This is a genomic window from Prochlorococcus marinus str. MIT 1214 (genome assembly GCF_027359355.1).
GTDB classification, from domain to species: domain Bacteria; phylum Cyanobacteriota; class Cyanobacteriia; order PCC-6307; family Cyanobiaceae; genus Prochlorococcus_B; species Prochlorococcus_B marinus_F.
The window spans coordinates 1,874,163-1,896,431 of record NZ_CP114777.1 but is presented as its reverse complement, the minus strand read 5'-3'; the positions used below and the strand labels follow the sequence as shown (position 1 = coordinate 1,896,431).

Below are 22,269 nucleotides of genomic sequence, written 5' to 3'. Positions count from 1 at the left end.
CTAAATGTCAAACCAAGAGCTAAAAAACACAATGAGCAAATCTGTTGAAGCAGCTCAGAGAAATTTCAATACCATCAGGACGGGAAGAGCAAATACGTCTTTATTAGACAGAATATCAGTCGAATACTACGGAGCTGATACCCCACTAAAGTCACTTGCAACTATCACTACACCTGACTCTCAAACGATAGCAATTCAACCCTTCGACTTGGGTTCATTAGCTTCAATTGAAAAAGCAATTGCTACAAGTGATCTAGGTTTTACTCCAAACAACGATGGTAAAATAATTCGTATCAATGTTCCACCTTTAACTGAAGAGCGTAGAAAAGAATTTTGCAAACTCGCATCCAAATATGCAGAGGAAGGGAAAGTTGCCCTAAGGAACATACGGCGTGATGCAATAGAGAGAGTCAAAAAATCTGAAAAGGATGGTGATCTTTCCGAGGATCAAAGCAGAGATGAACAAGAAACAATCCAGAAAGAGACGGATAATTTCATTAAAGATATTGAAAATAAACTTTCTGAGAAAGAGGCTGAGATTTTAAAGGTTTGACCATCATAGATGTTGCAATTATTGGAGGGGGAGCCTCAGGCAATACTGCTGCATTTCATCTAGCTAGAAAAAGTAAAAATGTATGTATTCTTGAAAAAAATATTTCCTCTCTAGAGAGAACCTGCGGTGGGGGCATGTCTGCTGCAGTGCAAAATTGGTTTCCTTTTAAACTTTTACCAATAGTTGATGAAGTGATAACAAGTGTAGAATTTAGTTGGTGCAGTACCGACAAAGTGGTTGCTGAGCTCTCTGGGTCTTCTCCTTTTTGGATAGTCAAACGTGAAAAGCTCGATAAATTCCTATTAGATCAAGCACTAAATTCTGGTTGTAGTTTATTGACTACTTTTAATGTAGTCGATATAAAAAAAATATCTAATATCTGGCAGATTACCGCTCTTGATGGGAGACAAATAGAGGCAAAAGCAGTTGTTATCGCTGATGGATCTCAATCACCATGGCCTAAAACGTTTAATTTAGGTCCCAATCAACAAAAATTCGCATCCGCTTTCTCAGGAAGAATTAAAAGAAAGGGAAATTTGAGGAGTAAAACGGCTAGATTCGAATTTGGCTTAGTAAAGAATGGTTTTGCATGGGCCTTTCCATTAAAAAATGAAGTAAATATTGGGATGGGAACTTTTCTAGATAATAAACATTCAATTCCAGTTGAAGAAATACTTAAAGCCTTTCTTCCTGATTTAGGTTTTACCCCTTCAGAAGTAATTGGTCATGAAAAGAAATTAAGAGTATGGAATGGCCACTGCAAATTAAACGGAGAAGGAATTCTTCTGGTTGGAGATGCCGCCTCACTATGTGATCCCTTTTTAGCAGAGGGGTTAAGACCTGCTTTGATGAGTGGGTTTGAAGCTGCAAAAAGCCTTATTTATTGGCTGGATGGAGAAGTCAATTCTTTAGATGCCTATACAAAAACAATGCAAAGAAATTGGGGGGATTCGATGGCTTGGGGTAAAAGAATTTCTCAAGTTTTTTATCGTTTCCCAAAAGTTGGATACCAATTAGGTGTAAAAAGGCCAACTGCTCCAAAAAGAATTGCACAAATTCTTTCAGGTGAGATGAATTATGAAGACATAGCAAAAAGAGTAATCAAAAGATTACTCTTTCAAAATCAAAGCTCATAGAGTTAGGGCAATCCCTTCTTCAATATACTCAAGTCTTTCGTTCAATTGATTTTCTAATTTATCAATTGCTTTACTAAAACCGCTAATTCCTTCATCAAGTTTTTCCGTAGCCATTTTATCTCCAGCCATCATTAGTTCAAAAGATGTCTGGTCTAAATGAATTGTCTCTTCAATCAATAAAGGTTTTTTTGGATTTAACTTAATTGGCAAGTCCGAATATGTTTCATTAAGTTGCTGAAGTAATTTAGGAGAAATCGTCAACAAATCACATCCTGCAAGCTCGGTTATTTCCTCTATATTCCTGAAACTTGCTCCCATAACCTCTGTCTTATAACCATTTGACTTGAAATAATTAAATATTTTTGTCACAGAAACGACCCCTGGATCTTCAGTCGCTGGATAAGAATCTCTTCCTGTAGCAGATTTGTACCAATCTAAAATCCTTCCAACGAAGGGTGAAATAAGCGTTACACCTGCCTCAGCACAAGCAACTGCTTGATAAAAATTAAACAATAAAGTTAGATTGCAGTGAATATTCTCTTTTTCTAATACCTCAGCAGCTTTTATTCCCTCCCAAGTAGAAGCAATTTTGATTAAAACACGGTCGTTAGGAATGCCATCCTGATTATATTTAGCAATTATTTTTCTTGCTTTTGCAATAGTGGCATCAGTGTCAAAACTTAGTCTTGCATCAACCTCTGTTGAAACACGGCCAGGAATTAATTTCAAAATCTCTTTGCCAAAGACAACACAAAGTTCATCCAAAGCCTCCTTAACCACATCAGAAGTGGAAGCACTGGCTCCTAACATTTCTCTTGAAGTAGTAAGTGCTTGATCAATCAAACTTTGATAAGCAGGGATTTGTGCGGCCGCCAGAATTAAAGAAGGATTTGTCGTAGCGTCTCTAGGATGAAACTTTTTGATCGCTTCAAGATCACCAGTATCAGCCACCACCACAGTCATTGAAGATAACTGATTAAGAAGGGATTCCATAATTAAAAACGTCTTTCATAAAATCTAGACTAGCTATATTTTTTATAGATTTCACCCTTTGATTAGTACTTTTGAAAAAATTTAGCCATCTCTTAGTTTTTGATGGCTAAATGTTCTTTTTTAGAAATACTTGGAGGGATTTTTTCTATCACAAGCAAAGTCTCAATAATTTTTTTTGCCACAGGAAGAGCCACTGTTGAGCCATAGGCATTTGGCTTTAGGGGTTCATCAATAACTGCTAAAACAACATAGCGAGGATCATCGATAGGCAGACTTGCTACAAAACTGCAAATTTTAGAATTATAATTTAAGCCATCCTGCGATTTTTGTGCCGTCCCTGTTTTCCCTCCAATTCGATAACCAGGAACATTTACCTCAATACCACTTTCATCGTAAAATGACACAACTGTTTCCATCCATCCAAGAACAGTATTCGTAATATCAGGCGATAAAACCTGCTTAGATTCAGAAGGAGTATTGAAATATGACTCATAATCACTTTTCAGACCTTTAGTGATATGAGGCGTCACAAGTCTGCCACCATTTGCAAGCAAGGCATGCAATTGAACTAGCTTAAGCGGAGTAATAGAAAAACCTTGACCAAAGGAGGCTACCGCAGGTTCTATCGGTTGATTTACAAAAGTCTGCTTTGATTTTATTTGCCCAGAGACTGCTCCTGGAAGATCTGTCTCTGGGATTTCATCTATGCCTAAGCGCCTTAACCATTGCCAGTAATTACTCGCATTCAATTTATTCATAATCTTAACCATACCTACATTGCTTGAGACTTGTAATACCTCAGGGAAAGTCAATATCCCGTTTGGCCTTCGATCCCAATTAGAGAGAGGCCATCCTCCTACTGTAACTAGACCATCATCATTCACCTCACCATTAGGCTTGATAACTCCCTCCTCCAAGGCTAATGCCAAATTAATTGGCTTAAAAGTAGAACCAGGTTCAAATAATTCTTGCACTGACCACTCTTTAAAAAGAGATGGAGAATAATCCCAATATTTGTTAGGATCATAAGTTGGTGTAGAAGCCAATGCTAGGAGTTCTCCTGTGTTTATATCCATTACGATTACCACACCTTTTTTTGCATTCCATTTCTTGACCTGCTTACTTATTTCTTTAACAGCTACTTCTTGAAGCCTTACATCTAGGGTTAGCTGAAGACTTAGTTGATCCTCATCAAAAACACCACGTTGAACACCTATAGGTAAAGGTGTTCCATCAGCGCCTCTTCTAATTAAACTTGCTTTCTCTAGACGCTTGAGATCTTTATCTAAACTTAATTCCAATCCAGCCTGAGGCCTTCTATCTAAATCCAAAAAACCAACTACATTTGCAAAAAGTGATCCATGCGGATAAAGCCTTTGAGGATAAACCTCCAAGTCAATACCACTAATTCCAAGTTTCTTAATAGACTTAGCCTGCTCTTGTGTTACCCCCTCTGCAAGTTTTACCCCTGAAGAATAATCTTCTAATTTATTTAAAATCTCATCAACACTTTGAGATAGTGGCATAGCGAGAAGTTTTGCTACTTCGACTGGTTTACGCACTGTCCTAGATGAATCACCAGGAAACTTAAAATACCTGGGATGAGCCCAAATTTTAAAACGTCTCTCATCTATTGCGATTAGCTTTCCATTTCTATCTAAAATAGATCGACGTGTTCCCAAAGGGATCTTTTGCTCTGTTTGAGCTTCGCGGGCTAAAGCTCTTAATTGATCAGATTGAAATAATTGAAGCCAACCTACTCTAAAAAAAAGGCCCCCAAGTCCAAGGCATAATAAAACAAAGACAATTCGCAATCTAGAATGAGATAAGGGCGCAAGAGTTTTTACTTTAAAAGTCTTTCTCTTCTTTCTAGAATTAACACTTTTCATAGAATTTATTAATAACCTGACTTAACTGGAAAAGAAGCTATTCTCTCTAGCAATCTACTTTTAAATGTCATAGTGAATAATTTTTTAGTTTCTTCTGGTTTTGGTCTGTCCACATATATAAGATCTTCTGCTTTAGTAGGAACTAAAAAACTAGACAAATTTTGATTTTTCAATAGGTAACTTTCAAGAATTGAAGTTGATTCCAATATCCTTTTGTTCAAATCTCTTGTGGTTTCAAGTTTAGTAAAAGACTTAGTCCACAAATATTGAGAGTGAAGAGCAACGGATGACATTATCGCCACTGTCGTGAGCATGCCGACCAATGCACCATCTAAAACGATATGAAGAGCAGCTTGAATTGGAAATTTTCGTTGAACCTGTTTTGATGAGAAAACACTGTTTAACAATCCCTTGGGCAACTTCTTTTTTTGAAATTGTCCTACTTTTTGTTTATATAGAGTTCGACTAACCAAATCAAATTTCGAAAGTAATTCAAGTCAAACACCTTGATCAAGCAACTGCAAGAGCTGGAATAGCGATTTTTTTTAATATCAAGCTACTAATAGTAGGCTAATAAAAGTCACTCCATTCCAAAGAGAATGCATAACAGCACAAGGAAATAATCTTCCTGAACTCAATCTCATTAAACCAAGACCAATTCCTAAAACAAATAGAGGAGGTAATTCCCCTACACTTAAATGAGCCAAAGCAAAGATCAACGCACTCAATAAAACCCCGCTTATCTGGCCAACTTTGGATACCAATACAGGCAAAAGAATACCTCTAAAAACTAACTCCTCAAAAACTGGGGCCAAAACAACAGTTGTAATCAAAAGCAAAAAAAGTGGAATAAATTCATCACTACCTAAAACCAGTTCCAACAAGGGATTACTTCCACCCTGGTCGCCGATGACTTCATTCATTAGCCATCCAATAAGCAGTACTAAGGGCATAATCATTAACCATCCACTTATTGATTTAAAAAGCCCTTCTTTGATTGGTTTAATTTTCCATTGCAACCATCCTCCATCGATCCCCGAAGAAGTTAGACCCATTAATTGATATCTAATTATAAATAACGGAGCTATAGTCATTGAACAGTATCCAATAAATACTCTTAAAGACTCTTTTAATGGAGAGGATAAATTATTAAAAAATAAATCAGTTATTGGTATTATTAGCGCGGGAAAAACAACTTCGCCAATAACAACGAAGCCGCCAGAAATAAGTAAAACCATATCTATTAAGGACAAGGGCGGCGCTATCATTTCTGGCCATGGAGTATTTTTCTTTCTTAAGAAAACAAAAGTATATCTAATCAATAATATGCTCCCTATAAAAGAAGCCAAAAATGGTAATAATTGTGAGGTTAGAAGTCTTATAGCAGAATGGGAATTATATTTTTCATTAATACACTTTTCATCCTTAAATCCCATATAAGAACATGAAATTTGATAAAGGAAAGGGTCTAATTTAATCTCATTAATATCAGGAAAATCATTTATTTCTTTACCTTTTTGTCTATCTAATATACTGCTTCTAACCATTTCATAACTTTTATCCTTAAAATTTTTCTTTAAGAAAAATTTTTGCTTATCCTCAGACTCTTCCAGAATTGCTAATAACAGTCTCTGCCTATCCTCAAGTTGTTCCAAAGGAATCTTTTTAAGAGATTGATATAGTTTTTCTTGAGGTTCTGAACCTAAAAATACATCTTGAATTGTTTTAGGTAAAGATGATGAAGCTGAAACAGCCATCTCAGTTTGCATCAATGAAATCTTTGGGGCCACTGAGGGTCGTTCAAAGCTTTCTTGCAAACCTTGGCGCCATATCAGAACAGTTAAAAGCAATGAAAATAGAGCTATGGCCCATTTCCAGCCAGTTTTGGCTTGTCTCATAAAATCAACTTGTGAAGACTGACATGGAGAAAGACTTCTATCTTTACTAAAAGAACATTAGATTGCCCTCATGGCTAATACCATATTTATCTAGAAGACAGTTTATTTAATGACATTGCGTCTAATTTTTGTCCGCCATGGATTAAGTAGTTTTAACAAGGAAGGTCGTATTCAAGGAAGAAACGATCTTTCAACATTAACTAAAGAAGGACAATCACAAGCGGAAGCTGCTGGAAAAACACTCTCTTCTATTCCAATAGATGCAATTTATAGCTCCCCTTTGCAAAGAGCCTCAGAAACCACAAAAATCATTATCAAACAACATCAAAGCGACCTTAAAGCAACTTTTACTGATGAGCTTTTGGAAGTTGATCTTGGACCTTGGAGTGGTTTAACAAAAAATGAAATAAAGAATCACTATCCAGAGGAGCTTGCGATTTGGCAAAAAGAGCCAAAAGAGCTAACCATTAATAGAAACGACGGTACAAGATTTCAACCATTTAAAGAACTCTTATATCAAGCTGAAAGTTTCTTAACATTCTTATTTAATGAACATTCAGGCTCTGATAAAACTATTTTGATAGTTGCACATAATGCAATTCTTAGATGCTTGATACTGAAATTAATTAATGAGCCTTCAGAAGGGTTTAGAAGATTAAAGTTAGACAATACCTCAATTTCAATTTGTAATGTTACTTTCAATGGTTGTAAAGATAGACAAGTGCAAATTCAATGTCTAAATAATATCGCTCATTTAAATCCTAGTATTCCAAAAAAAACAACTGAAAAAAGAATTATTTTAGTCAGGCATGGTGAAACAGATTGGAATAAGCAGGGAAGGTTCCAAGGACAAATTGATATTCCCTTAAATAAAAATGGAAAATCCCAAGCCAAGGCAGCAAGAGATTTTTTAAAAAACCATATTATACAAAAAGCTTTTAGTAGTTCTTTATCAAGACCAAAAGAAACAGCTCAGATAATTCTAAACGAACATCCTGGGATCAAAATTTCTGTCAAAGATAACCTCAAAGAGATCGGTCACGGTAAATGGGAGGGGAAGTTGGAGTCTGAGATCAAGACCGACTGGCCAGATCTTCTTAAAGAATGGAAAACCTCTCCTGAAAAAGTTCAAATGCCAGAGGGGGAAAATATAAAAGAAGTCTCCACCAGATCCATTACTGGTTGGAATGAGATTTGCAAAAATCTAAAAAATGATGAAACTGCATTGGTTGTCGCTCATGACGCAGTTAACAAAACTATTCTTTGTCATCTTTTAGGCCTAAACCCATCACAAATATGGATGATAAAACAAGGTAATGGTGGAATTACAGTAATTGACCTATCAGAAGAAGAAGATCAACCAGATCAAATCACCTGTCTAAATATCACTTCACATTTGGGGGGAATTATCGACTCAACAGCTACCGGGGCACTTTAATAGAATGACTACGAAAAGTTACTTGTTTAAAAATATTCACATCCTTAAAAAGGCTGGATCATCTATAAGAAGAGAAACATTTTTCTACAGCTACTAATCACCGATCAAAGAGAAAAAATATTTTGGAAAGTAATAGATTGTGGCCTTATTAATCAATCTTACCAAAACGACTAATAGGCCAAAAACGCCAGGTCGCTTTGCCAAGAATTTCTTTCTGGGGTAAGAACCCCCCTGCCGGCCAAAAGCGACTGTCCCAACTGTTAGCACGGTTATCGCCCAAAACGAATACATGTCCCTTTGGAACAATAGCTGACATGGGGCGACATAGATTAAATTTAGGCTCACTTGAGCAGAAGTATTCAACATATTGTTCGTTAATTGATCTACCGTTCAAATTAATCTCTCCCTTACCATTAATCAAAAGACGATCTCCTCCTACAGCTATTACCCGTTTGATGTAAGCATCACAAGCACGATCTGATATAGTAGGTATCCAAGAAATCAATGGGAAAGTTATAAATGAGCATTGTAATTTAGACGGGAGTTGTTTTTTTCTATCCGCTATCAATTTCTTATCGAATGAATATGGTGAGTTAAAAACAACAATTTCTCCACGGGATGGAGACCTTTTGCGTAAAGAAAGTTTCTCAACAATGAGTCGATCATTTACTTTCAATCCTGGCAACATTGAACCCGATGGTATATATCTAGCTTCAGCTATAAAATGACGAATACCTGCATACAACAGAACAGTTAGCGAAATAGGTCCCCATGTATCAAAAAAAGAGTACAACCAACAATTTTTAGTTTCTTTATTCGAATCTGAATGATTTTGCTGCACTTGTTTTGCAATAATAAAAATATAGTTTACTTTATTTTTAAAGACTACTTAGTTTAGGTCAATATTAGTCCTTATCTGAATCTCAAAGTAATTTTTCAGCCCACTTTTCTTCTTTAAATCCAACTAAAAAGAATTTACCAGGCTTATTCAAAAAAGGTCTCTTTATTAATCTGGGTTCCATAAAAAGTTTCTCAAAAAATTCGTTATCGGTCATTTTTTTAACAACATCCGAACCAATAGAACGATATATAACACCACTTGTATTTAAAAGATACTTTCTATCCCCATATAGCTCGCTAGCTGAGACAAGCATTTCCTTAGATGGGGGTGATTTTAAAAGATCAATTAATTCAAAGGCAATATCATTATTGTTGAGCCACTTAATCGCTTTGCGACAAGTTGAACATGAAGAGTAACTAAATAATTGCAAGTTTTCAAAGCAAACAAACAATAATTTTATATTCAAAAGAGTACGCATAAAAAAGTTATTTTCGTTTCATATCAAAATGATGTGCCGCTATGCAGCTTTTCAGTAGTTCATCTACAGCATCATAATCTCTCCATCCGTCTATTACGATTACCCTCCCTTCCAAGCTTTTGTAAGTTCTAAAAAACTCAGCTACATCCTCCAATTGGTTTTGAGCTATTTGCTTAATAGTATTAATTTCCCTTTGTCTTGGATCTGCAGTAGGTACACATAGAAGTTTGCCATCGTAAGCCCCTGAATCATGCATATCAAGAACTCCTATAGGTCTTGCCTTTATCAAGCAACCTGCAAAAGTAGGTTCTTCCATAACTACCATCGCATCAAGCGGAGCCCCATCCTCAGCAAGAGTATTTGGAATAAATCCATAATCAAACGGATATCTCACTGAAGAATGCAAAACCCTATCAAGAGCCATAATTCCTGCAGAGCTAAAATATTCATATTTATTTCTACTCCCAGCAGGAATTTCAACAACTAGATTTACTAATCCAGGCGATGGCGAAGGAGGAAGATCACTAAGGTCCATTTTGATTTATCGAAGTCGGTATGCTTTTTGGTGTTTCTGCTCTTTCACTTATGACAGCTAATAGTGGTATTCCAAGCATTACAAATACTATTACCAAACCAATTAAAGAAGTTGAGGTACTATTAAAACTGTAAGGATCTTCTTCATCATCAGAAGATAGTTGATCTGTTTCTTTATCAAACGAAGGTGGATCAAGCTTAGAAGATTGATCCTTAAGTAAATGTGGTTCTAAATCCATGTAAGGCTTGGAATAGATAAACCGTTAGTCGAATGAGTGAAAATCAATTCAAATACTTAATTCACCTGAAATTATATAGATATTATCCCACATTTATGAATAACTAAGCAGCCTTTCTATCAGTATCTTGTAAATGATTAGGAATAGATTGATTCTTATCAGGTTGTCCATCAAGCGTATTCCTAATGATTCTCAACTCATCAAGTATTGCAATTAGAATCTTTTGAGTTTCCGATGATGGAGAATTCAATATTTCTACAGTTACTTCCTTAATTCTCAGTATATCTTTTGCAAATCTTGCAACTTCGTTGGGATGAAACAGTAGTTGATCTTTTTGATCACTCCTAAATTCAGTGTTTAATTTTCTGGGATTGAATGGAGGATTAAGATTCCTGGTATCAGTGTTTGTATATCTGTATACGGAAGCTCTAGATCTATTCAATGTTTTCTGAACTTCATCAATAGTCAATAATGAATCATTTGAGTTAGAAGCTGTATTAAATCCTTTATCTAAAGATTCCTCTGCTCTTCCATTTGATCCTGAATTTACTGACCCGTTAAACATTGCGAAAGAAAGCTTCTAGAAAAACATGTGACAGAAGTTAGCAGATGAATCAGATTAACACCATGTACATTTGGACACTTTAAAAAAACAACATGATTCCCGCACAATCAATATAGATATTCATATGGCCAACACTCAAAGTACTAATCTCATAAAGATTTAAATTTTAGGCTCATGCGCGTCTCCCGCCTAATGCTGATCACTCTCAGAGACGTCCCTTCTGAAGCAGATATAATTTCACATCAGTTACTCATAAGAGGAGGTTTTATTAAACGTCTAACTGGAGGTATTTATGCTTACATGCCATTGCTTTGGAAGGTTCTAAAAAAAATAACCCTAATTGTTGAAGAAGAGTTATCAAAGAAAGGTTGCCTTCAAACTCTTCTCCCTCAGCTTCAGCCTTCAGAAATATGGGAAAAAAGTGGAAGATGGAAATCATATACCGAAGGAGAAGGTATTATGTTTAGCCTTAAAGATAGACAGGGTAAAGAATTAGGACTAGGGCCAACTCATGAAGAAGTAATTACTCAAATAATTTCTCAAACTATTCACTCCTATAAACAATTACCAATAAATTTATTCCAAATTCAAACAAAATTTAGAGATGAAATAAGGCCAAGATTTGGATTAATGAGAAGTAGAGAATTCATCATGAAGGATGCGTATTCCTTTCATGCAAATGAGAATGACCTTCAATCAACATATACTGAGATGAGAAATGCCTATCAAAATATATTTACAAAATGTGGTCTGGATTTTGTTTGTGTCGAAGCTGATAGTGGAGCCATTGGAGGAGCAGCATCTCAAGAATTCATGGTTACGGCCGAATCAGGAGAAGACTTGATTTTAATAAGTGCTGATGGAAAATACGGGGCTAATCAAGAAAAAGCTATCTCAATTATCGAAGAAGGAAAATTACTAGATTCTAATAAGCCTTCGATTATAAAGACCCCTAATCAAAAAACTATAGATGAATTATGTAACCACAATAATTTCCATCCAAGTCAAATTATAAAAGTATTAACTTATCTTGCATCTTGTGAAAATAATAAAAAATACCCAGTGCTAGTAAGTATAAGGGGAGACCAAGAAATTAATGATATTAAACTTTCAAATGAAATAGCTCACAAATTAAAACAAAATGTACTGGATATAAGAATAATTTCTAATGAAGATATAAAAAAGCAGGGTATTACTAATATTCCATTTGGCTTTATAGGTCCTGATCTTAGCGATAATTTATTATCAAAAGCAAAAGTATGGGAAAAGAAATTTATACGAATTGCTGACAATTCTGTAAAAGATCTTAAAAGTTTTATATGTGGAAATAATCTCAAGGATGAACACAAAATATTTTATAACTGGAGTTTAATTAATACTGAACAGTTTATATGTGATATTAGAAAAGCCAAGCCTGGAGATAGATGTGTTCATGATAAAAAACAAAAACTTCAAGAATGTAGAGGCATAGAAATAGGGCATATCTTTCAATTAGGTACAAAGTATTCAAAATCACTGAATGCTACTTTTACTAACGATAAAGGCATAGAAGAGCATTTTTGGATGGGGTGCTATGGAATTGGTATTTCCAGATTAGCTCAAGCAGCAGTCGAACAAAATCACGATGATTCAGGTATTGTTTGGCCAGTATCAATCGCCCCATTTGAAGTAATTATTATTATTGCCAACATAAAAAATACTGAACAATCATCATTGGCTGAAGATATCTATCAGAAATTAATAGAAAATAGAATTGATGCTCTACTTGACGATAGGGATGAAAGGGCTGGATTGAAGTTTAAAGACGCAGACCTTATTGGGATCCCATGGAGAATTGTTTCTGGTAGAGAAGCTAGTTCTGGACTGGTTGAATTACATAATAGAAAAGCCAAAACTACAGAGTTACTAGATCTAAACTCGGTTTTTAAAAAGCTTTCTAAAGAATTTAATACTGAAAAAGTATAAATTTAGCCCAAAGGACTCTAGAGTCTTATGTAACTGCAAAAAAACAAATGATCTCTGCCTTTCATCACCTCTCCAACAGGTTGGTGAGGGCAGCTTTGGCTATCTGCCTTGGCTTCTGCCTCATGTTCTTCCAATTCGCTTCAGAAGTGAATGCAGCCAAAACACTAATGACTGGAGATTTTGCTAAAGATACTATTGCAGTCTCCTCAACTTTAAAAGAGACCATAACTTTACCTAAAGAAGATAAAGGCCTATCAGAAGCAGAAAAAGAGGCTGTTTTTTTAATCAGCGATTACATTTCAAGATATAGAAATCGATCTCAAGTAAATACTTCCATCACCTTTACAACAATGCAGACGGCATTAAATGCTTTATCAGGACATTACAAAACGTTTGCAAACAGACCAGTTCCTGAAAATCTAAAAGATAGATTAAACAAAGAGCTATCTAAAGCCGAGAAATTGGCAGTTAGAGACAATTAAAGATAATCTTTAATTCATTTCTTTGACTCAGGGTAGGGCTGTCTGCAAATCTTGTTTCTTCTAAAGTAGACCGGTTTCGAGCCGAATTATCTTCCTTGGCAAATGTTGTAGTCATAGGCGCTCAGTGGGGTGATGAAGGTAAAGGCAAAATCACCGATTTGCTTAGTCGCTCCGCAGATGTAGTTGTTCGCTATCAAGGTGGTGTTAATGCTGGTCATACAATTGTTGTAGAGGATAAAGTTCTCAAATTACATTTGATTCCTTCTGGAATCTTGTATCCAGATACGATTTGTCTTATTGGGTCAGGAACAGTCGTTGATCCGAAAGTGATGATTAAAGAAATAAAAATGCTTGAAGATAGCGATATTGATATTTCAGGACTAAAACTTGCTTCAACTGCTCATGTAACTATGCCGTATCACCGGCTTCTGGATTTGGCTATGGAGCAAAAACGAGGTGACCAAAAAATAGGTACTACTGGTAGGGGGATTGGTCCTACATATGCAGACAAATCTCAAAGAAATGGGATTCGTATAATTGATCTTCTGAGCAGGGAAAAACTTCAAGAAAGGTTAAAGGTACCTTTAGCAGAGAAAAACGGCCTCCTACAAAAGATTTATGGAATTGAGCCTTTGATTATTGATGAAATAATAGAAGAGTATCTTGACTACGGAAAACAACTAAAAAAACATATTGTTGACTGCAATAGAACAATTCATCAAGCAGCCAGAAAAAAGAAGAATATTTTGTTTGAGGGTGCTCAAGGGACTCTTTTAGATCTTGATCATGGTACCTATCCTTATGTAACCTCCTCTAATCCAGTATCAGGCGGAGCATGCATTGGCGCAGGAGTAGGCCCTACACTTATAGACAGGGTTATCGGAGTTGCCAAAGCCTATACGACTAGAGTTGGAGAGGGGCCCTTCCCGACTGAATTGCAAGGGAGTATTAATGATCAACTTTGTGATAGAGGGGGTGAATTTGGAACAACTACTGGACGAAGGAGGAGATGTGGCTGGTTTGATGGAGTAATTGGGAAATACGCAGTTGAGGTTAATGGATTAGATTGCCTTGCTATTACTAAATTAGACGTTTTAGACGAACTTGAAGAAATTGATATATGTGTCGCTTATGAATTAAATGGTAAAAGAATTGATTATTTCCCAAGTAGCGTTGAAGATTTTGAAAAATGTACTCCTATTTTTAAAAAGTTGCCTGGCTGGAAATGCTCTACAGAAAATTGTCGTCGCCTAGAAGATCTTCCACCTGCAGCGATGAGTTACTTGAGATTCCTAGCAGAGCTTATGGAAGTTCCTATAGCAATAGTTTCTTTGGGAGCTAATAGAGATCAAACAATTGTTATTGAGGATCCTATTCATGGACCAAAAAGAGCTCTTTTGAATTCTTAAAAATAGAGCAATTATGCTTTTATGATTTACAAATCAACTTAATGACTAACAAGAGAAACAATCCTTCACTAGACATAGTAGGAATTGGCAATGCAATTGTAGACGTATTAACAACAACTGATGATTATCTCCTAGAAAAACTATCTTTCAAGAAAGGGTCAATGACCTTGATTGATGAAAATAAGGCTAAAGAACTTTATGAAATGACTACCAACAGAATTCAGAGATCAGGAGGTTCTGTTGCTAATTCATTAGCATGTATAGCCCAGTTAGGAGGGAAGGCAGCCTTTATTGGAAGGGTAAGAAATGACAAGCTAGGAAAAATCTTTACAGAAGAAATATCAACAACTGGGACCATTTTTAAAACCCCACCATCATCCATTGGCCCCTCTACTGCAAGATGTCTTATTTTTGTCACTCCAGATGCTCAGAGAACTATGTGCACTTATCTAGGTGCTTCAGTTCTATTAGAACCTAAGGATATCGACCTCTCAGCAATCATGGAAGCAAAAATACTTTATTTAGAGGGGTATTTATGGGACAACCCAGCTGCTAAAAATGCATTTATTAAAGCGGCAGAAATAGCTAAAAATGCAGGTCGAAAAGTTGCTTTATCCCTTTCTGATTCATTTTGTGTAAGTAGACACCGTGAAAGTTTTATAAAACTAGTTGAAGATCACATAGATATATTATTTGCCAATGAAGATGAAATAACAACTTTGTATAAAACCTCTTTAAATGCATCACTTGAGAAATTGAAAAAGAAATGTGATCTTGCGGCAGTCACAATTGGTGAAAAAGGCTCAATTCTAATTTCAAATGGCAAAGAAATAAATATAGATCCTTTCATTCTGGGAAAGGCTGTTGACACCACAGGTGCAGGAGATCTTTATGCTGGAGGTTTTTTAAAAGGGCTTGCAGATGGTCTAAATCCAGAATTATCTGCAAAGATTGGATCTATTTGTGCAGGACAGATCGTTACACAATTAGGATCTCGATCTAATACTGATCTTTTAAAATTGATCAATTCGCATTTAGGAATCTAAACATCGAAAGCTTAAATTGAATTCACCCAATGATGGTAATTTATATTAGCTGAAACGGGAAAATAAATTATTTCTGGTATTTCGTAACTATGCAATTCAGCAATCTTATTGCAAACTTTGTTTACATTTTCCTTCTTACACTTAATTATTAATTGCACTTCTTTCGATTGATTAATATTTCCTTCCCACCAAAAATGTGATTCGATATCTTTAAAAGTTACACAAGGTATTAATCTTTCTCTCAAGAGTAAGTCAGCTAATTTGGATGCATTTTTTTTGTCGACTTCAGTAGTTAGAACTATATAAATTTCATGATTTAAATGAGATTGAGTCATGATCTTAAATACTTTTTATTCCATACTAATAGATTTCAATCTTATAATTAATTTTTCATAACTATCTACTGAATTTATATTCTTATATTCAGAGGGTCTTTCCAACATCCAAAGATTAAGTCCCATACTCAAACAAATTCGATGCCATAAGAGTTCATTCCTTCCCCCTGATTGTCTACATATGACACCATCAATTTTCCATTTCCTAACAAGTGCTTTCTCAATTTCCCCATTACTAGAGGCTGAAGGGTTTAATACCGCAAAATTTGTTTTTTGAATTGAAGAAGAAAGTGTTTTTCTGATACTTTCCGGATTAGCTAAAACTCTTGCATAAACATTTGCCCCTGAATTCCTGGAAAAAATAAAGGCTTCCTGAAGATGTCTTACTCCTACAGCAAGCAAAATAGATTTATTCTTTAGATCATAATTTCTTAAATCACTAAATTTTTCTATTAAAAATGCATTTGAAATATTATCTATAGCTCTTTCATACCTTATGAATGGTTGACCTAATTCCTGACAAACTTTTGAAATTGACCGTGTAATTCTTATAGCAAATGGATGAGTCAGATCAACAACACAATGAAATCCATTTTGATGAATTCTTGAATTTAATATGACATCCCTTATATCTTCCTCCGTAATTAAGGCCCCAGTTAAAATTTTCTCTAAATTTAATTTTTCATACGGAATTGAGGCTCTAATCGAAACAACACTAACAGTTATTTTCCAGCCTTCCTGCAATAAAGACTTGGCAAAGAGATGGCCTTCACCTGTTCCTGTTAACAACCAAAGATGTGGCTGGCATTTTTCCCTTATACCCATCAAGATAAACCACAATAACTAAAGAAAGAAATGAACCATTGCATGCTTGAGGTTTTGGTCAAAAAAGCCCCAACAGTTCGTTTTACACAAGACAACAAAACTCCACTAGCTGAAATAGAAGTTGAATTTGACAGCCTCCGTGCTGATGACCCTCCCTGCGTAATTAAGGTAGTTGGTTGGGGGAAATTAGCAGAAGAACTTCAAAACTCAGTTCAAATCAATTCTAAATTAGTAATAGAAGGTCGCTTAAGAATGAATACTGTTCCTCGACAGGATGGGACTAAAGAGAAACAAGCTGAATTTACTCTTTCACGAATTCACCCCTTTTCTTCTAACTCAACTATTTCATCAACACCTTCTCAAACTCAGTCAAATTTTAAAAGCGACTCAACAAATTCTTTAAATAACGAGGGTCTTAAATGGGACAGCTCGCCATTAGTTCCTGATACTGATGACATTCCATTCTGAAAAAATCAACAATTTTCTTCAATGTATTCTGTAGCCCTAGTTAAGAGTTGACCTAATTCTCTCTCCAAAGCTGCCAAGTCAGGTCTAAATTCAGGCCAACTACCTCTATCTAATTGTTCAAGAATCCAAGCTCTATCCTTGTTTAGTTTTTCTACAAGTTCAATTAACTCAGAAAATTGTTTTTGGTGTGAGGCCATGAGACTGTCTCCTGAAAACCCATCTGCGCTCGATTTTAGCCAAAATTACAATCATGAATAAACTTCTTTCACCGGCAAGCCTCATCACTATCGGAGGAGCATCCCTTTCATTAGTTGGTCTAACCGCCTATTTTACTGATGCAACTAACCTCAGTGTTCCAACTTTCTTCTATGGAGTACCTATTTTTCTGATAGGTATATCACTAAAAACGACTGAGGTGCCTCCTGCCCTAAGAGTAGTTCCAGCAACTAAGTTTGCCTCAGATAGAGATAAAGCTCCTAAAGAACTAGGGAATCTAGTTAACGATGTGACTAGATGGCGGTATGGGCAATCTTGCCAGCTTGAAGCATCTCTCAGAGTATTAAAGCTTTGGGACATAGACAGTCCTCCCCAACTTACAGAGGTAGAGGAATTGGTTCAAGATGGTAATTATGGAATAAGAATGAGATTTGAAATGGCTGCTATATCTTTAGAAAGATGGAATGCTCAAAAAGAACGTTTAGGAAGGTTTTTTGCTAAAGGTATGTGCGCTGAATTATTTTGTCCAACACCAGGTGAAATAGATTTAATCCTACTTCCGCAAAAACAAGAAGAAAAGCCACAAGAAAATGAATAAAGAAGATCAACCCGCTCACTACAGTAAGAATTTAAATAATCCCTTTACAGATAAGGATTCAATAAGAGTTTCAGTGTTAAGTGAGGCGCTTCCTTATATTCAGCGTTTTACAAATAAAAGGATCGTAATTAAATATGGCGGGTCAGCCATGGTAGACAAAGCACTTCAGAGTGCAGTATTTAGAGATCTAGCTCTTCTTTCGTCTGTTGGAGTACAAATAGTAGTCGTTCATGGTGGGGGGCCAGAAATAAACCAATGGTTGGAAAAATTAGGAATACAGCCAGTTTTCCTTGATGGTTTACGTATTACTAATACCGAGACCATGGATGTAGTAGAAATGGTTCTTGCTGGAAGAGTAAATAAACAGATAGTTAGTGGGATCAACAATCACGGAAGCTTAGCTGTTGGACTATGTGGAATAGATGGCGGGCTTATTGAGGCAAGAACGCTTGGAGGTGGAAGTCATGGTCTTGTTGGAGAAGTTGCAAAAGTAAATACAAAGATATTAAGCCCTCTTCTCGAGGAAGGTTACGTCCCAGTCATTTCGAGTATTGCTAACTCTTCGGATGGCAGATCACACAATATCAATGCTGATACCGTTGCTGGGGAGCTTGCGGCAGCACTAGGTGCCGAAAAATTAATCCTTCTAACAGATACTCCTGGTATATTAATGAATGAAAATGATCCTTCTTCCTTAATAGAAAAGATACGTCTATCGGAAGCTAGAGAATTAATCGATAAAGGGATAGTTAAAGCAGGTATGAAGCCAAAAGTTGAATGTTGTATTCGTTCTCTAGCCCAGGGTGTGAATGCTGCCCATATCATTGACGGAAGGAGTCCTCACGCACTTCTATTAGAAGTTTTCACTGATGCAGGTATTGGAACAATGGTTATGGGTAGAGGTTAAATGTCAAATATAGCTTCAGCTATAAAAGCTGCTGAAGCGGCCCTTGATAAAGGTGATTATAATTTCTGCATAAAAATAGTTGACCCTTTACTTCTAGCTTTTCAAGAAGAGACTGCAATAGGAGGAGAACTTAGGCTACTTATAGTTACTGCATACATGGGGAAAGGTGATGAACAAAAAGCGATAAGTATTTGTCAATCATTAATCCATAGCAAAAAAGAAAGAATCCGCCAACAAGCCAAACAACTCTTATCAATACTTGATGCTCCACATTTACCAAGACCCTCAAACTGGTCTGTAGAAATCCCAAAGTTAGAGATGGAGCCATCTCTAAAATCGTCATTTAAAAAAACAAAGAAAGAGAAGAAGAAAACAAATCATCCTCCAACTGGCCCAACAAAAAATCTAGACTTTGGATTTTCAATAATAACTTTATTAATTATTATTTTATTAACCTTCCTCTTGAGTGGTTGCGTTGATATATCAACTAATTTTAGTGTTACAGGTCCAGATCGACTAAAGATTTCACTTGATATAGATAGCAATTCGGGTCAATCAATTCCATGGCAGATGGAATTTGAGAATAATCTTACTATAGAGAATAGTATTTTAAGGCTCCATAATCATGAGGGTAAGCAGCATTTTGAATCACCAACTATTCGTTTTGAAGAAGCAAATAACTTACTTGAGCAAATAGCTTCAGTAGCTTCAAAGACTAGCGGGTTCAACATAAATAAACCTAAAATAATTACAAACAATAAAAACTGGATAATTGGCACCAGTCAAAATTTTAAAATTTATTTTGATTTGAGAGGAATTCCAAAAATTCCTGGATTAAAAATAAACATAATTATTCATGACCTTGGCAATAAAAATAATTTCAAAGCCAACCCCTTAGAACCTATTTTAAAAAAAGGTTTAACTTTCTTTCCATTAGAAATTGGACAGATTAATCAACTGGAGATTTCAAATTGGAAATGGAACGAAATTTCAATTGGGATTATCTTGATAATTGCTTTAACTTTGCTGAGCTTATCCCTTCAAAGAATTCGCCTCCAAATGGGATTCGGTTTCCCTGAGTTACCACCTTAATGTGAATAAAGCCAAATCATAGTTGTAGAGGGTCAGGATCAATTGAAAGGCTTACTCCTTTTGGTAAGTTTTTCCATAATTCAGGTCCGTAAGGGATTGGGATTTGGCTTGAATCAGGTCCATACATAAGAACTTGCCAACGGCTTTTACCTGCAACCCTCTCAACTAGTGAAGGTGCTGGACCTACCAATTTCCAACCTTTCGCACTGCAAGCATTTCGGATTTTTGATGAGACATGAAATGCTCCATTTGATGTCAACTCTGAAGATTCTCCAGAGAACCTTAATAAACAAGCTCGACTATACGGAACCATCCCAGCTTCTTTTCTGATCTTTTCCTCCTTTTTCAGAAATTCTTCGTACCTCCCGTCAATTAAATGAAGAATAACTGGATGATCAGGACAATAAGTTTGCACTACAACTTTCCCAGGTTGCTCTCCACGTCCAGCACGACCAGCTAATTGCATAAAGAGTTGAAGAGTTTCTTCAGTAGCCATTAAATCAGGACGGTGCAGTAAACCATCTGCTGCTAAAATTACGGCAAGAGTTACTTTTGGTAAATCCATACCCTTAGAAAGCATCTGAGTACCTACTAAAATATCGGCGTCACCATCGGCAAATCTTTCTAGCAACAATCTATGCCCATCACGGCCTCTAGTTGTATCTCTATCAAACCTTAATAAACTTATACCATCTAGTTCTCTTTCTAAATGATCCATAACTCTTTGTGTTCCAGTTCCAAATGGTTTAAAAGCATTTGAACCACATTCTCCACATTTATCACTAATTTTCGAACGAAAGTCACACCAATGACAACGCAACCATTGATTACCCTCTTTGGTACGATGTACAGTAAGTGCAACATCACAATGAGGACATTGAACAACCTCTCCACAACTACGGCAACTTAAAAAACTACTATATCCACGTCTAGGGACTAAAATGATAGCTTGATTACCACTCTCTTTTATATTCAAAAGTTGTTTTTTTAGATATCTACTAATTAAGCTTCTATTTCCATTAGCTAATTCTTCTCGCATGTCTACGACATTAACCGATGGTAATTTACGATTTGATATCCTATGGTTTAATTTCGCAACAACTACATTCCCATTGGGTTTTAAATTTTTCCAAACATTTAAAGATGGAGTTGCTGTTCCAAGTATTACTTTAGCACCTATTTTTTTTGCTCTATGAATTGCCAAATCTCTTGCATGATAGCAAGGCATAGGGGATTCCTGTTTATAAGAGCTATCGTGTTCTTCATCAAGAACTATCAATCCTAAGTTGGATAATGGTAGAAAAATAGCTGAGCGCGTACCAATGAAAACACTAGGTGTTGTAGTGTTTAAAGATCTCTTCCATGTATCAATTTTCTCTTTAGTTGAACAATTACTATGATATTCAAAAACATTTAATCCAAATCTATTTCGGAAACGATCAACTAATTGTGGTACCAACCCAATTTCGGGTGTAAGAATAAGACAATGTCTACTTTCAGATAACTCAAGCGCTGCAATTTGTAAGTATACCTCCGTCTTACCAGACCCAGTAATACCCCAGAGCAAAAGAGCTGATCCATTTGGAAGAGACTCATATTTTTCTTTTGCCAATTTTTGCTCTAACGTTAAAGATTGAGGAGCCTCACTCTTTAAAATCTTTTTATCATTAGATTCTTCATCCTCAAAGGAATTAAAAAGAAAAAGACGTTTTTCTCTTTCTCCAAAACCAACTGAGACAAAGTTTCTAATCAATACAGAAGAAAATCCTTCAGCCTCCAAATCCTTTTGCCATTTCCCTCCTCCATTTAATAGTAGATTTTTCTTTAACTCAATCTGTCGAGAAGATATCTTTTTCTCATTATTATTGCCAGACAATTTTACCCACCAGAGTCTTCTAGGTCTATTCGATAGTTTCGACCTTCCTAACCAACCAGGAGGTAGAGCGGTCTTAAGCATTTGAAAATCACTTACATATAAATCAAGAGCAATTTCTTCTAGCCACTCTCTCCATTCTTTTTTGATAGCTGCTTTTTGTACCAATGTTTCTACATTATTCAGTGAAAAATTATTTATATTTTGCTGTGAACTAGTGATATTTTTTTTTATCTTTTTAACTACCAACCCTTGCATGAGTTGCCCCTTCAGGCGCACTGTCACAACATCTCCTAAATCAATATTTAAATTATTTCCATCTTGATAAGAAAAACACCGTCCTTCACGACCTATATGTAACCAAATATCGAATACAAAAGGATTCATATCTTTTTTAATACTTGCCGACTTTAGAAATTTTTTCTACCATTAAATTGTTAGCAGCTTTAAAGCTGTTGTGGAACTAGCAAAATTCCACCCAGAGGGAAG

At 35.8% G+C, this 22,269-nt stretch carries 24 protein-coding genes; 11 read left to right on the top strand and 13 right to left on the bottom strand.

Annotated elements, in window-relative coordinates:
• The first annotated feature begins 4 nt into the window (after positions 1-4).
• Together frr and O5639_RS10475 are read left to right on the top strand one after the other, a co-directional pair.
• On the top strand, positions 5-553 hold the full coding sequence (frr, locus tag O5639_RS10480; RefSeq protein ID WP_269624446.1) for a ribosome recycling factor: 549 nt from the start codon (positions 5-7) through the stop codon (positions 551-553).
• Positions 550-1,689, top strand: coding sequence for an NAD(P)/FAD-dependent oxidoreductase (locus O5639_RS10475; protein ID WP_269624445.1), 1,140 nt, complete (start codon positions 550-552; stop codon positions 1,687-1,689). The genes frr and O5639_RS10475 overlap by 4 nt, the downstream gene beginning before the upstream one ends.
• Here O5639_RS10475 and O5639_RS10470 read toward each other — a convergent pair.
• The 4 genes from O5639_RS10470 to O5639_RS10455 form a co-directional block, all read right to left on the bottom strand.
• Complete coding sequence (locus O5639_RS10470; RefSeq protein WP_269624444.1) at positions 1,684-2,682, bottom strand: transaldolase; 999 nt, start codon at positions 2,680-2,682, stop codon at positions 1,684-1,686. The genes O5639_RS10475 and O5639_RS10470 overlap by 6 nt on opposite strands.
• Positions 2,683-2,774: 92 nt before the next feature.
• The gene (locus O5639_RS10465; RefSeq protein ID WP_269624443.1) at positions 2,775-4,571 is read right to left on the bottom strand and encodes a peptidoglycan D,D-transpeptidase FtsI family protein; all 1,797 of its coding nucleotides are present in this window, start codon (positions 4,569-4,571) and stop codon (positions 2,775-2,777) included.
• Between the two features lie 8 nt (positions 4,572-4,579).
• Complete coding sequence (locus tag O5639_RS10460; RefSeq protein ID WP_269624442.1) at positions 4,580-4,978, bottom strand: hypothetical protein; 399 nt, start codon at positions 4,976-4,978, stop codon at positions 4,580-4,582.
• Positions 4,979-5,122: 144 nt separating this feature from the next.
• The gene (locus O5639_RS10455) at positions 5,123-6,469 is read right to left on the bottom strand and encodes a CPBP family intramembrane glutamic endopeptidase (protein ID WP_269624441.1); all 1,347 of its coding nucleotides are present in this window, start codon (positions 6,467-6,469) and stop codon (positions 5,123-5,125) included.
• Positions 6,470-6,578: 109 nt separating this feature from the next.
• Here O5639_RS10455 and O5639_RS10450 point away from each other — a divergent pair, with 109 nt between their 5' ends.
• Entirely contained in the window at positions 6,579-7,907 is a 1,329-nt protein-coding gene (locus tag O5639_RS10450; RefSeq protein WP_269624440.1) for a histidine phosphatase family protein, read from the top strand.
• Positions 7,908-8,055: 148 nt separating this feature from the next.
• On the opposite strand, the gene lepB is transcribed toward O5639_RS10450, so the two are convergent.
• The 5 genes from lepB to O5639_RS10425 all read right to left on the bottom strand — a co-directional run bounded on the left by lepB (position 8,056) and on the right by O5639_RS10425 (position 10,564).
• Entirely contained in the window at positions 8,056-8,748 is a 693-nt protein-coding gene (gene lepB / locus O5639_RS10445; RefSeq protein WP_269624439.1) for a signal peptidase I, read from the bottom strand.
• Positions 8,749-8,830: 82 nt separating this feature from the next.
• The gene (locus tag O5639_RS10440; protein WP_269624438.1) at positions 8,831-9,226 is read right to left on the bottom strand and encodes a Spx/MgsR family RNA polymerase-binding regulatory protein; all 396 of its coding nucleotides are present in this window, start codon (positions 9,224-9,226) and stop codon (positions 8,831-8,833) included.
• 7 nt (positions 9,227-9,233) lie between these two features.
• On the bottom strand, positions 9,234-9,761 hold the full coding sequence (locus O5639_RS10435) for an inorganic diphosphatase (protein ID WP_269624437.1): 528 nt from the start codon (positions 9,759-9,761) through the stop codon (positions 9,234-9,236).
• Positions 9,751-9,999 (bottom strand): hypothetical protein, encoded by a 249-nt coding sequence (locus tag O5639_RS10430; RefSeq protein WP_269624436.1) that lies wholly within the window; start codon positions 9,997-9,999, stop codon positions 9,751-9,753. The genes O5639_RS10435 and O5639_RS10430 overlap by 11 nt, the downstream gene beginning before the upstream one ends.
• Positions 10,000-10,102: 103 nt before the next feature.
• Complete coding sequence (locus tag O5639_RS10425) at positions 10,103-10,564, bottom strand: resolvase (RefSeq protein ID WP_269624435.1); 462 nt, start codon at positions 10,562-10,564, stop codon at positions 10,103-10,105.
• A 174-nt stretch (positions 10,565-10,738) separates the two neighbouring features.
• Here O5639_RS10425 and O5639_RS10420 point away from each other — a divergent pair, with 174 nt between their 5' ends.
• The 4 genes from O5639_RS10420 to O5639_RS10405 all read left to right on the top strand — a co-directional run bounded on the left by O5639_RS10420 (position 10,739) and on the right by O5639_RS10405 (position 15,466).
• Positions 10,739-12,529, top strand: a complete 1,791-nt coding sequence (locus O5639_RS10420) for a proline--tRNA ligase (protein WP_269624434.1) — start codon at positions 10,739-10,741, stop codon at positions 12,527-12,529.
• A gap of 47 nt (positions 12,530-12,576) precedes the next feature.
• Positions 12,577-13,011 (top strand): photosystem II protein Psb27, encoded by a 435-nt coding sequence (gene psb27 / locus O5639_RS10415; RefSeq protein WP_269624433.1) that lies wholly within the window; start codon positions 12,577-12,579, stop codon positions 13,009-13,011.
• A 95-nt stretch (positions 13,012-13,106) separates the two neighbouring features.
• A complete protein-coding gene (locus tag O5639_RS10410) occupies positions 13,107-14,420 on the top strand; it encodes an adenylosuccinate synthase (protein ID WP_269624432.1) in 1,314 nt (437 codons plus the stop codon).
• A 41-nt stretch (positions 14,421-14,461) separates the two neighbouring features.
• A complete protein-coding gene (locus O5639_RS10405; protein ID WP_269624431.1) occupies positions 14,462-15,466 on the top strand; it encodes an adenosine kinase in 1,005 nt (334 codons plus the stop codon).
• 11 nt (positions 15,467-15,477) lie between these two features.
• On the opposite strand, the gene cutA is transcribed toward O5639_RS10405, so the two are convergent.
• Complete coding sequence (gene cutA, locus O5639_RS10400) at positions 15,478-15,801, bottom strand: divalent-cation tolerance protein CutA (protein WP_269624430.1); 324 nt, start codon at positions 15,799-15,801, stop codon at positions 15,478-15,480.
• A 15-nt stretch (positions 15,802-15,816) separates the two neighbouring features.
• Positions 15,817-16,626, bottom strand: coding sequence for a precorrin-6A/cobalt-precorrin-6A reductase (locus tag O5639_RS10395; RefSeq protein ID WP_269624429.1), 810 nt, complete (start codon positions 16,624-16,626; stop codon positions 15,817-15,819).
• Between the two features lie 30 nt (positions 16,627-16,656).
• On the opposite strand from O5639_RS10395, the gene O5639_RS10390 reads away from it, so the two are divergent.
• Positions 16,657-17,094, top strand: coding sequence for a single-stranded DNA-binding protein (locus O5639_RS10390; protein WP_269624428.1), 438 nt, complete (start codon positions 16,657-16,659; stop codon positions 17,092-17,094).
• A gap of 5 nt (positions 17,095-17,099) precedes the next feature.
• Here the strand turns inward: O5639_RS10390 and O5639_RS10385 are convergent, their stop codons facing one another.
• Positions 17,100-17,291, bottom strand: coding sequence for a hypothetical protein (locus O5639_RS10385; RefSeq protein WP_269624427.1), 192 nt, complete (start codon positions 17,289-17,291; stop codon positions 17,100-17,102).
• Between the two features lie 53 nt (positions 17,292-17,344).
• Between O5639_RS10385 and O5639_RS10380 the strand changes: the two genes are divergently transcribed.
• Genes O5639_RS10380 through O5639_RS10370 form a run of 3 tightly spaced genes read left to right on the top strand, consistent with a single transcriptional unit; the run spans position 17,345 to position 19,907 of the window.
• Positions 17,345-17,908, top strand: a complete 564-nt coding sequence (locus tag O5639_RS10380) for a DUF2854 domain-containing protein (RefSeq protein WP_269624426.1) — start codon at positions 17,345-17,347, stop codon at positions 17,906-17,908.
• Complete coding sequence (gene argB / locus O5639_RS10375; protein ID WP_269624425.1) at positions 17,901-18,815, top strand: acetylglutamate kinase; 915 nt, start codon at positions 17,901-17,903, stop codon at positions 18,813-18,815. Before O5639_RS10380 ends, argB begins: the two co-directional genes overlap by 8 nt.
• The gene (locus tag O5639_RS10370; RefSeq protein ID WP_269624424.1) at positions 18,816-19,907 is read left to right on the top strand and encodes a DUF3153 domain-containing protein; all 1,092 of its coding nucleotides are present in this window, start codon (positions 18,816-18,818) and stop codon (positions 19,905-19,907) included. It abuts the gene before it with no gap.
• A gap of 16 nt (positions 19,908-19,923) precedes the next feature.
• On the opposite strand, the gene priA is transcribed toward O5639_RS10370, so the two are convergent.
• Positions 19,924-22,167, bottom strand: a complete 2,244-nt coding sequence (priA, locus tag O5639_RS10365; RefSeq protein ID WP_269624423.1) for a replication restart helicase PriA — start codon at positions 22,165-22,167, stop codon at positions 19,924-19,926.
• Positions 22,168-22,269 lie beyond the last annotated feature (102 nt).

What these genes read in the sequence shown, in the direction of transcription:
- frr (WP_269624446.1), top strand. Translation starts at nt 5, where the DNA reads ATGTCAAACCAAGAGCTAAAAAACACAATGAGCAAATCTGTTGAAGCA.
- O5639_RS10470 (WP_269624444.1), bottom strand. Translation starts at nt 2,682, where the DNA reads ATGGAATCCCTTCTTAATCAGTTATCTTCAATGACTGTGGTGGTGGCT.
- O5639_RS10465 (WP_269624443.1), bottom strand. Translation starts at nt 4,571, where the DNA reads ATGAAAAGTGTTAATTCTAGAAAGAAGAGAAAGACTTTTAAAGTAAAA.
- O5639_RS10455 (WP_269624441.1), bottom strand. Translation starts at nt 6,469, where the DNA reads ATGAGACAAGCCAAAACTGGCTGGAAATGGGCCATAGCTCTATTTTCA.
- O5639_RS10450 (WP_269624440.1), top strand. Translation starts at nt 6,579, where the DNA reads ATGACATTGCGTCTAATTTTTGTCCGCCATGGATTAAGTAGTTTTAAC.
- O5639_RS10440 (WP_269624438.1), bottom strand. Translation starts at nt 9,226, where the DNA reads ATGCGTACTCTTTTGAATATAAAATTATTGTTTGTTTGCTTTGAAAAC.
- O5639_RS10435 (WP_269624437.1), bottom strand. Translation starts at nt 9,761, where the DNA reads ATGGACCTTAGTGATCTTCCTCCTTCGCCATCGCCTGGATTAGTAAAT.
- O5639_RS10430 (WP_269624436.1), bottom strand. Translation starts at nt 9,999, where the DNA reads ATGGATTTAGAACCACATTTACTTAAGGATCAATCTTCTAAGCTTGAT.
- O5639_RS10425 (WP_269624435.1), bottom strand. Translation starts at nt 10,564, where the DNA reads ATGTTTAACGGGTCAGTAAATTCAGGATCAAATGGAAGAGCAGAGGAA.
- O5639_RS10420 (WP_269624434.1), top strand. Translation starts at nt 10,739, where the DNA reads ATGCGCGTCTCCCGCCTAATGCTGATCACTCTCAGAGACGTCCCTTCT.
- psb27 (WP_269624433.1), top strand. Translation starts at nt 12,577, where the DNA reads ATGATCTCTGCCTTTCATCACCTCTCCAACAGGTTGGTGAGGGCAGCT.
- O5639_RS10405 (WP_269624431.1), top strand. Translation starts at nt 14,462, where the DNA reads ATGACTAACAAGAGAAACAATCCTTCACTAGACATAGTAGGAATTGGC.
- cutA (WP_269624430.1), bottom strand. Translation starts at nt 15,801, where the DNA reads ATGACTCAATCTCATTTAAATCATGAAATTTATATAGTTCTAACTACT.
- O5639_RS10395 (WP_269624429.1), bottom strand. Translation starts at nt 16,626, where the DNA reads ATGGGTATAAGGGAAAAATGCCAGCCACATCTTTGGTTGTTAACAGGA.
- O5639_RS10390 (WP_269624428.1), top strand. Translation starts at nt 16,657, where the DNA reads ATGAACCATTGCATGCTTGAGGTTTTGGTCAAAAAAGCCCCAACAGTT.
- O5639_RS10385 (WP_269624427.1), bottom strand. Translation starts at nt 17,291, where the DNA reads ATGGCCTCACACCAAAAACAATTTTCTGAGTTAATTGAACTTGTAGAA.
- O5639_RS10380 (WP_269624426.1), top strand. Translation starts at nt 17,345, where the DNA reads ATGAATAAACTTCTTTCACCGGCAAGCCTCATCACTATCGGAGGAGCA.
- argB (WP_269624425.1), top strand. Translation starts at nt 17,901, where the DNA reads ATGAATAAAGAAGATCAACCCGCTCACTACAGTAAGAATTTAAATAAT.
- O5639_RS10370 (WP_269624424.1), top strand. Translation starts at nt 18,816, where the DNA reads ATGTCAAATATAGCTTCAGCTATAAAAGCTGCTGAAGCGGCCCTTGAT.
- priA (WP_269624423.1), bottom strand. Translation starts at nt 22,167, where the DNA reads ATGAATCCTTTTGTATTCGATATTTGGTTACATATAGGTCGTGAAGGA.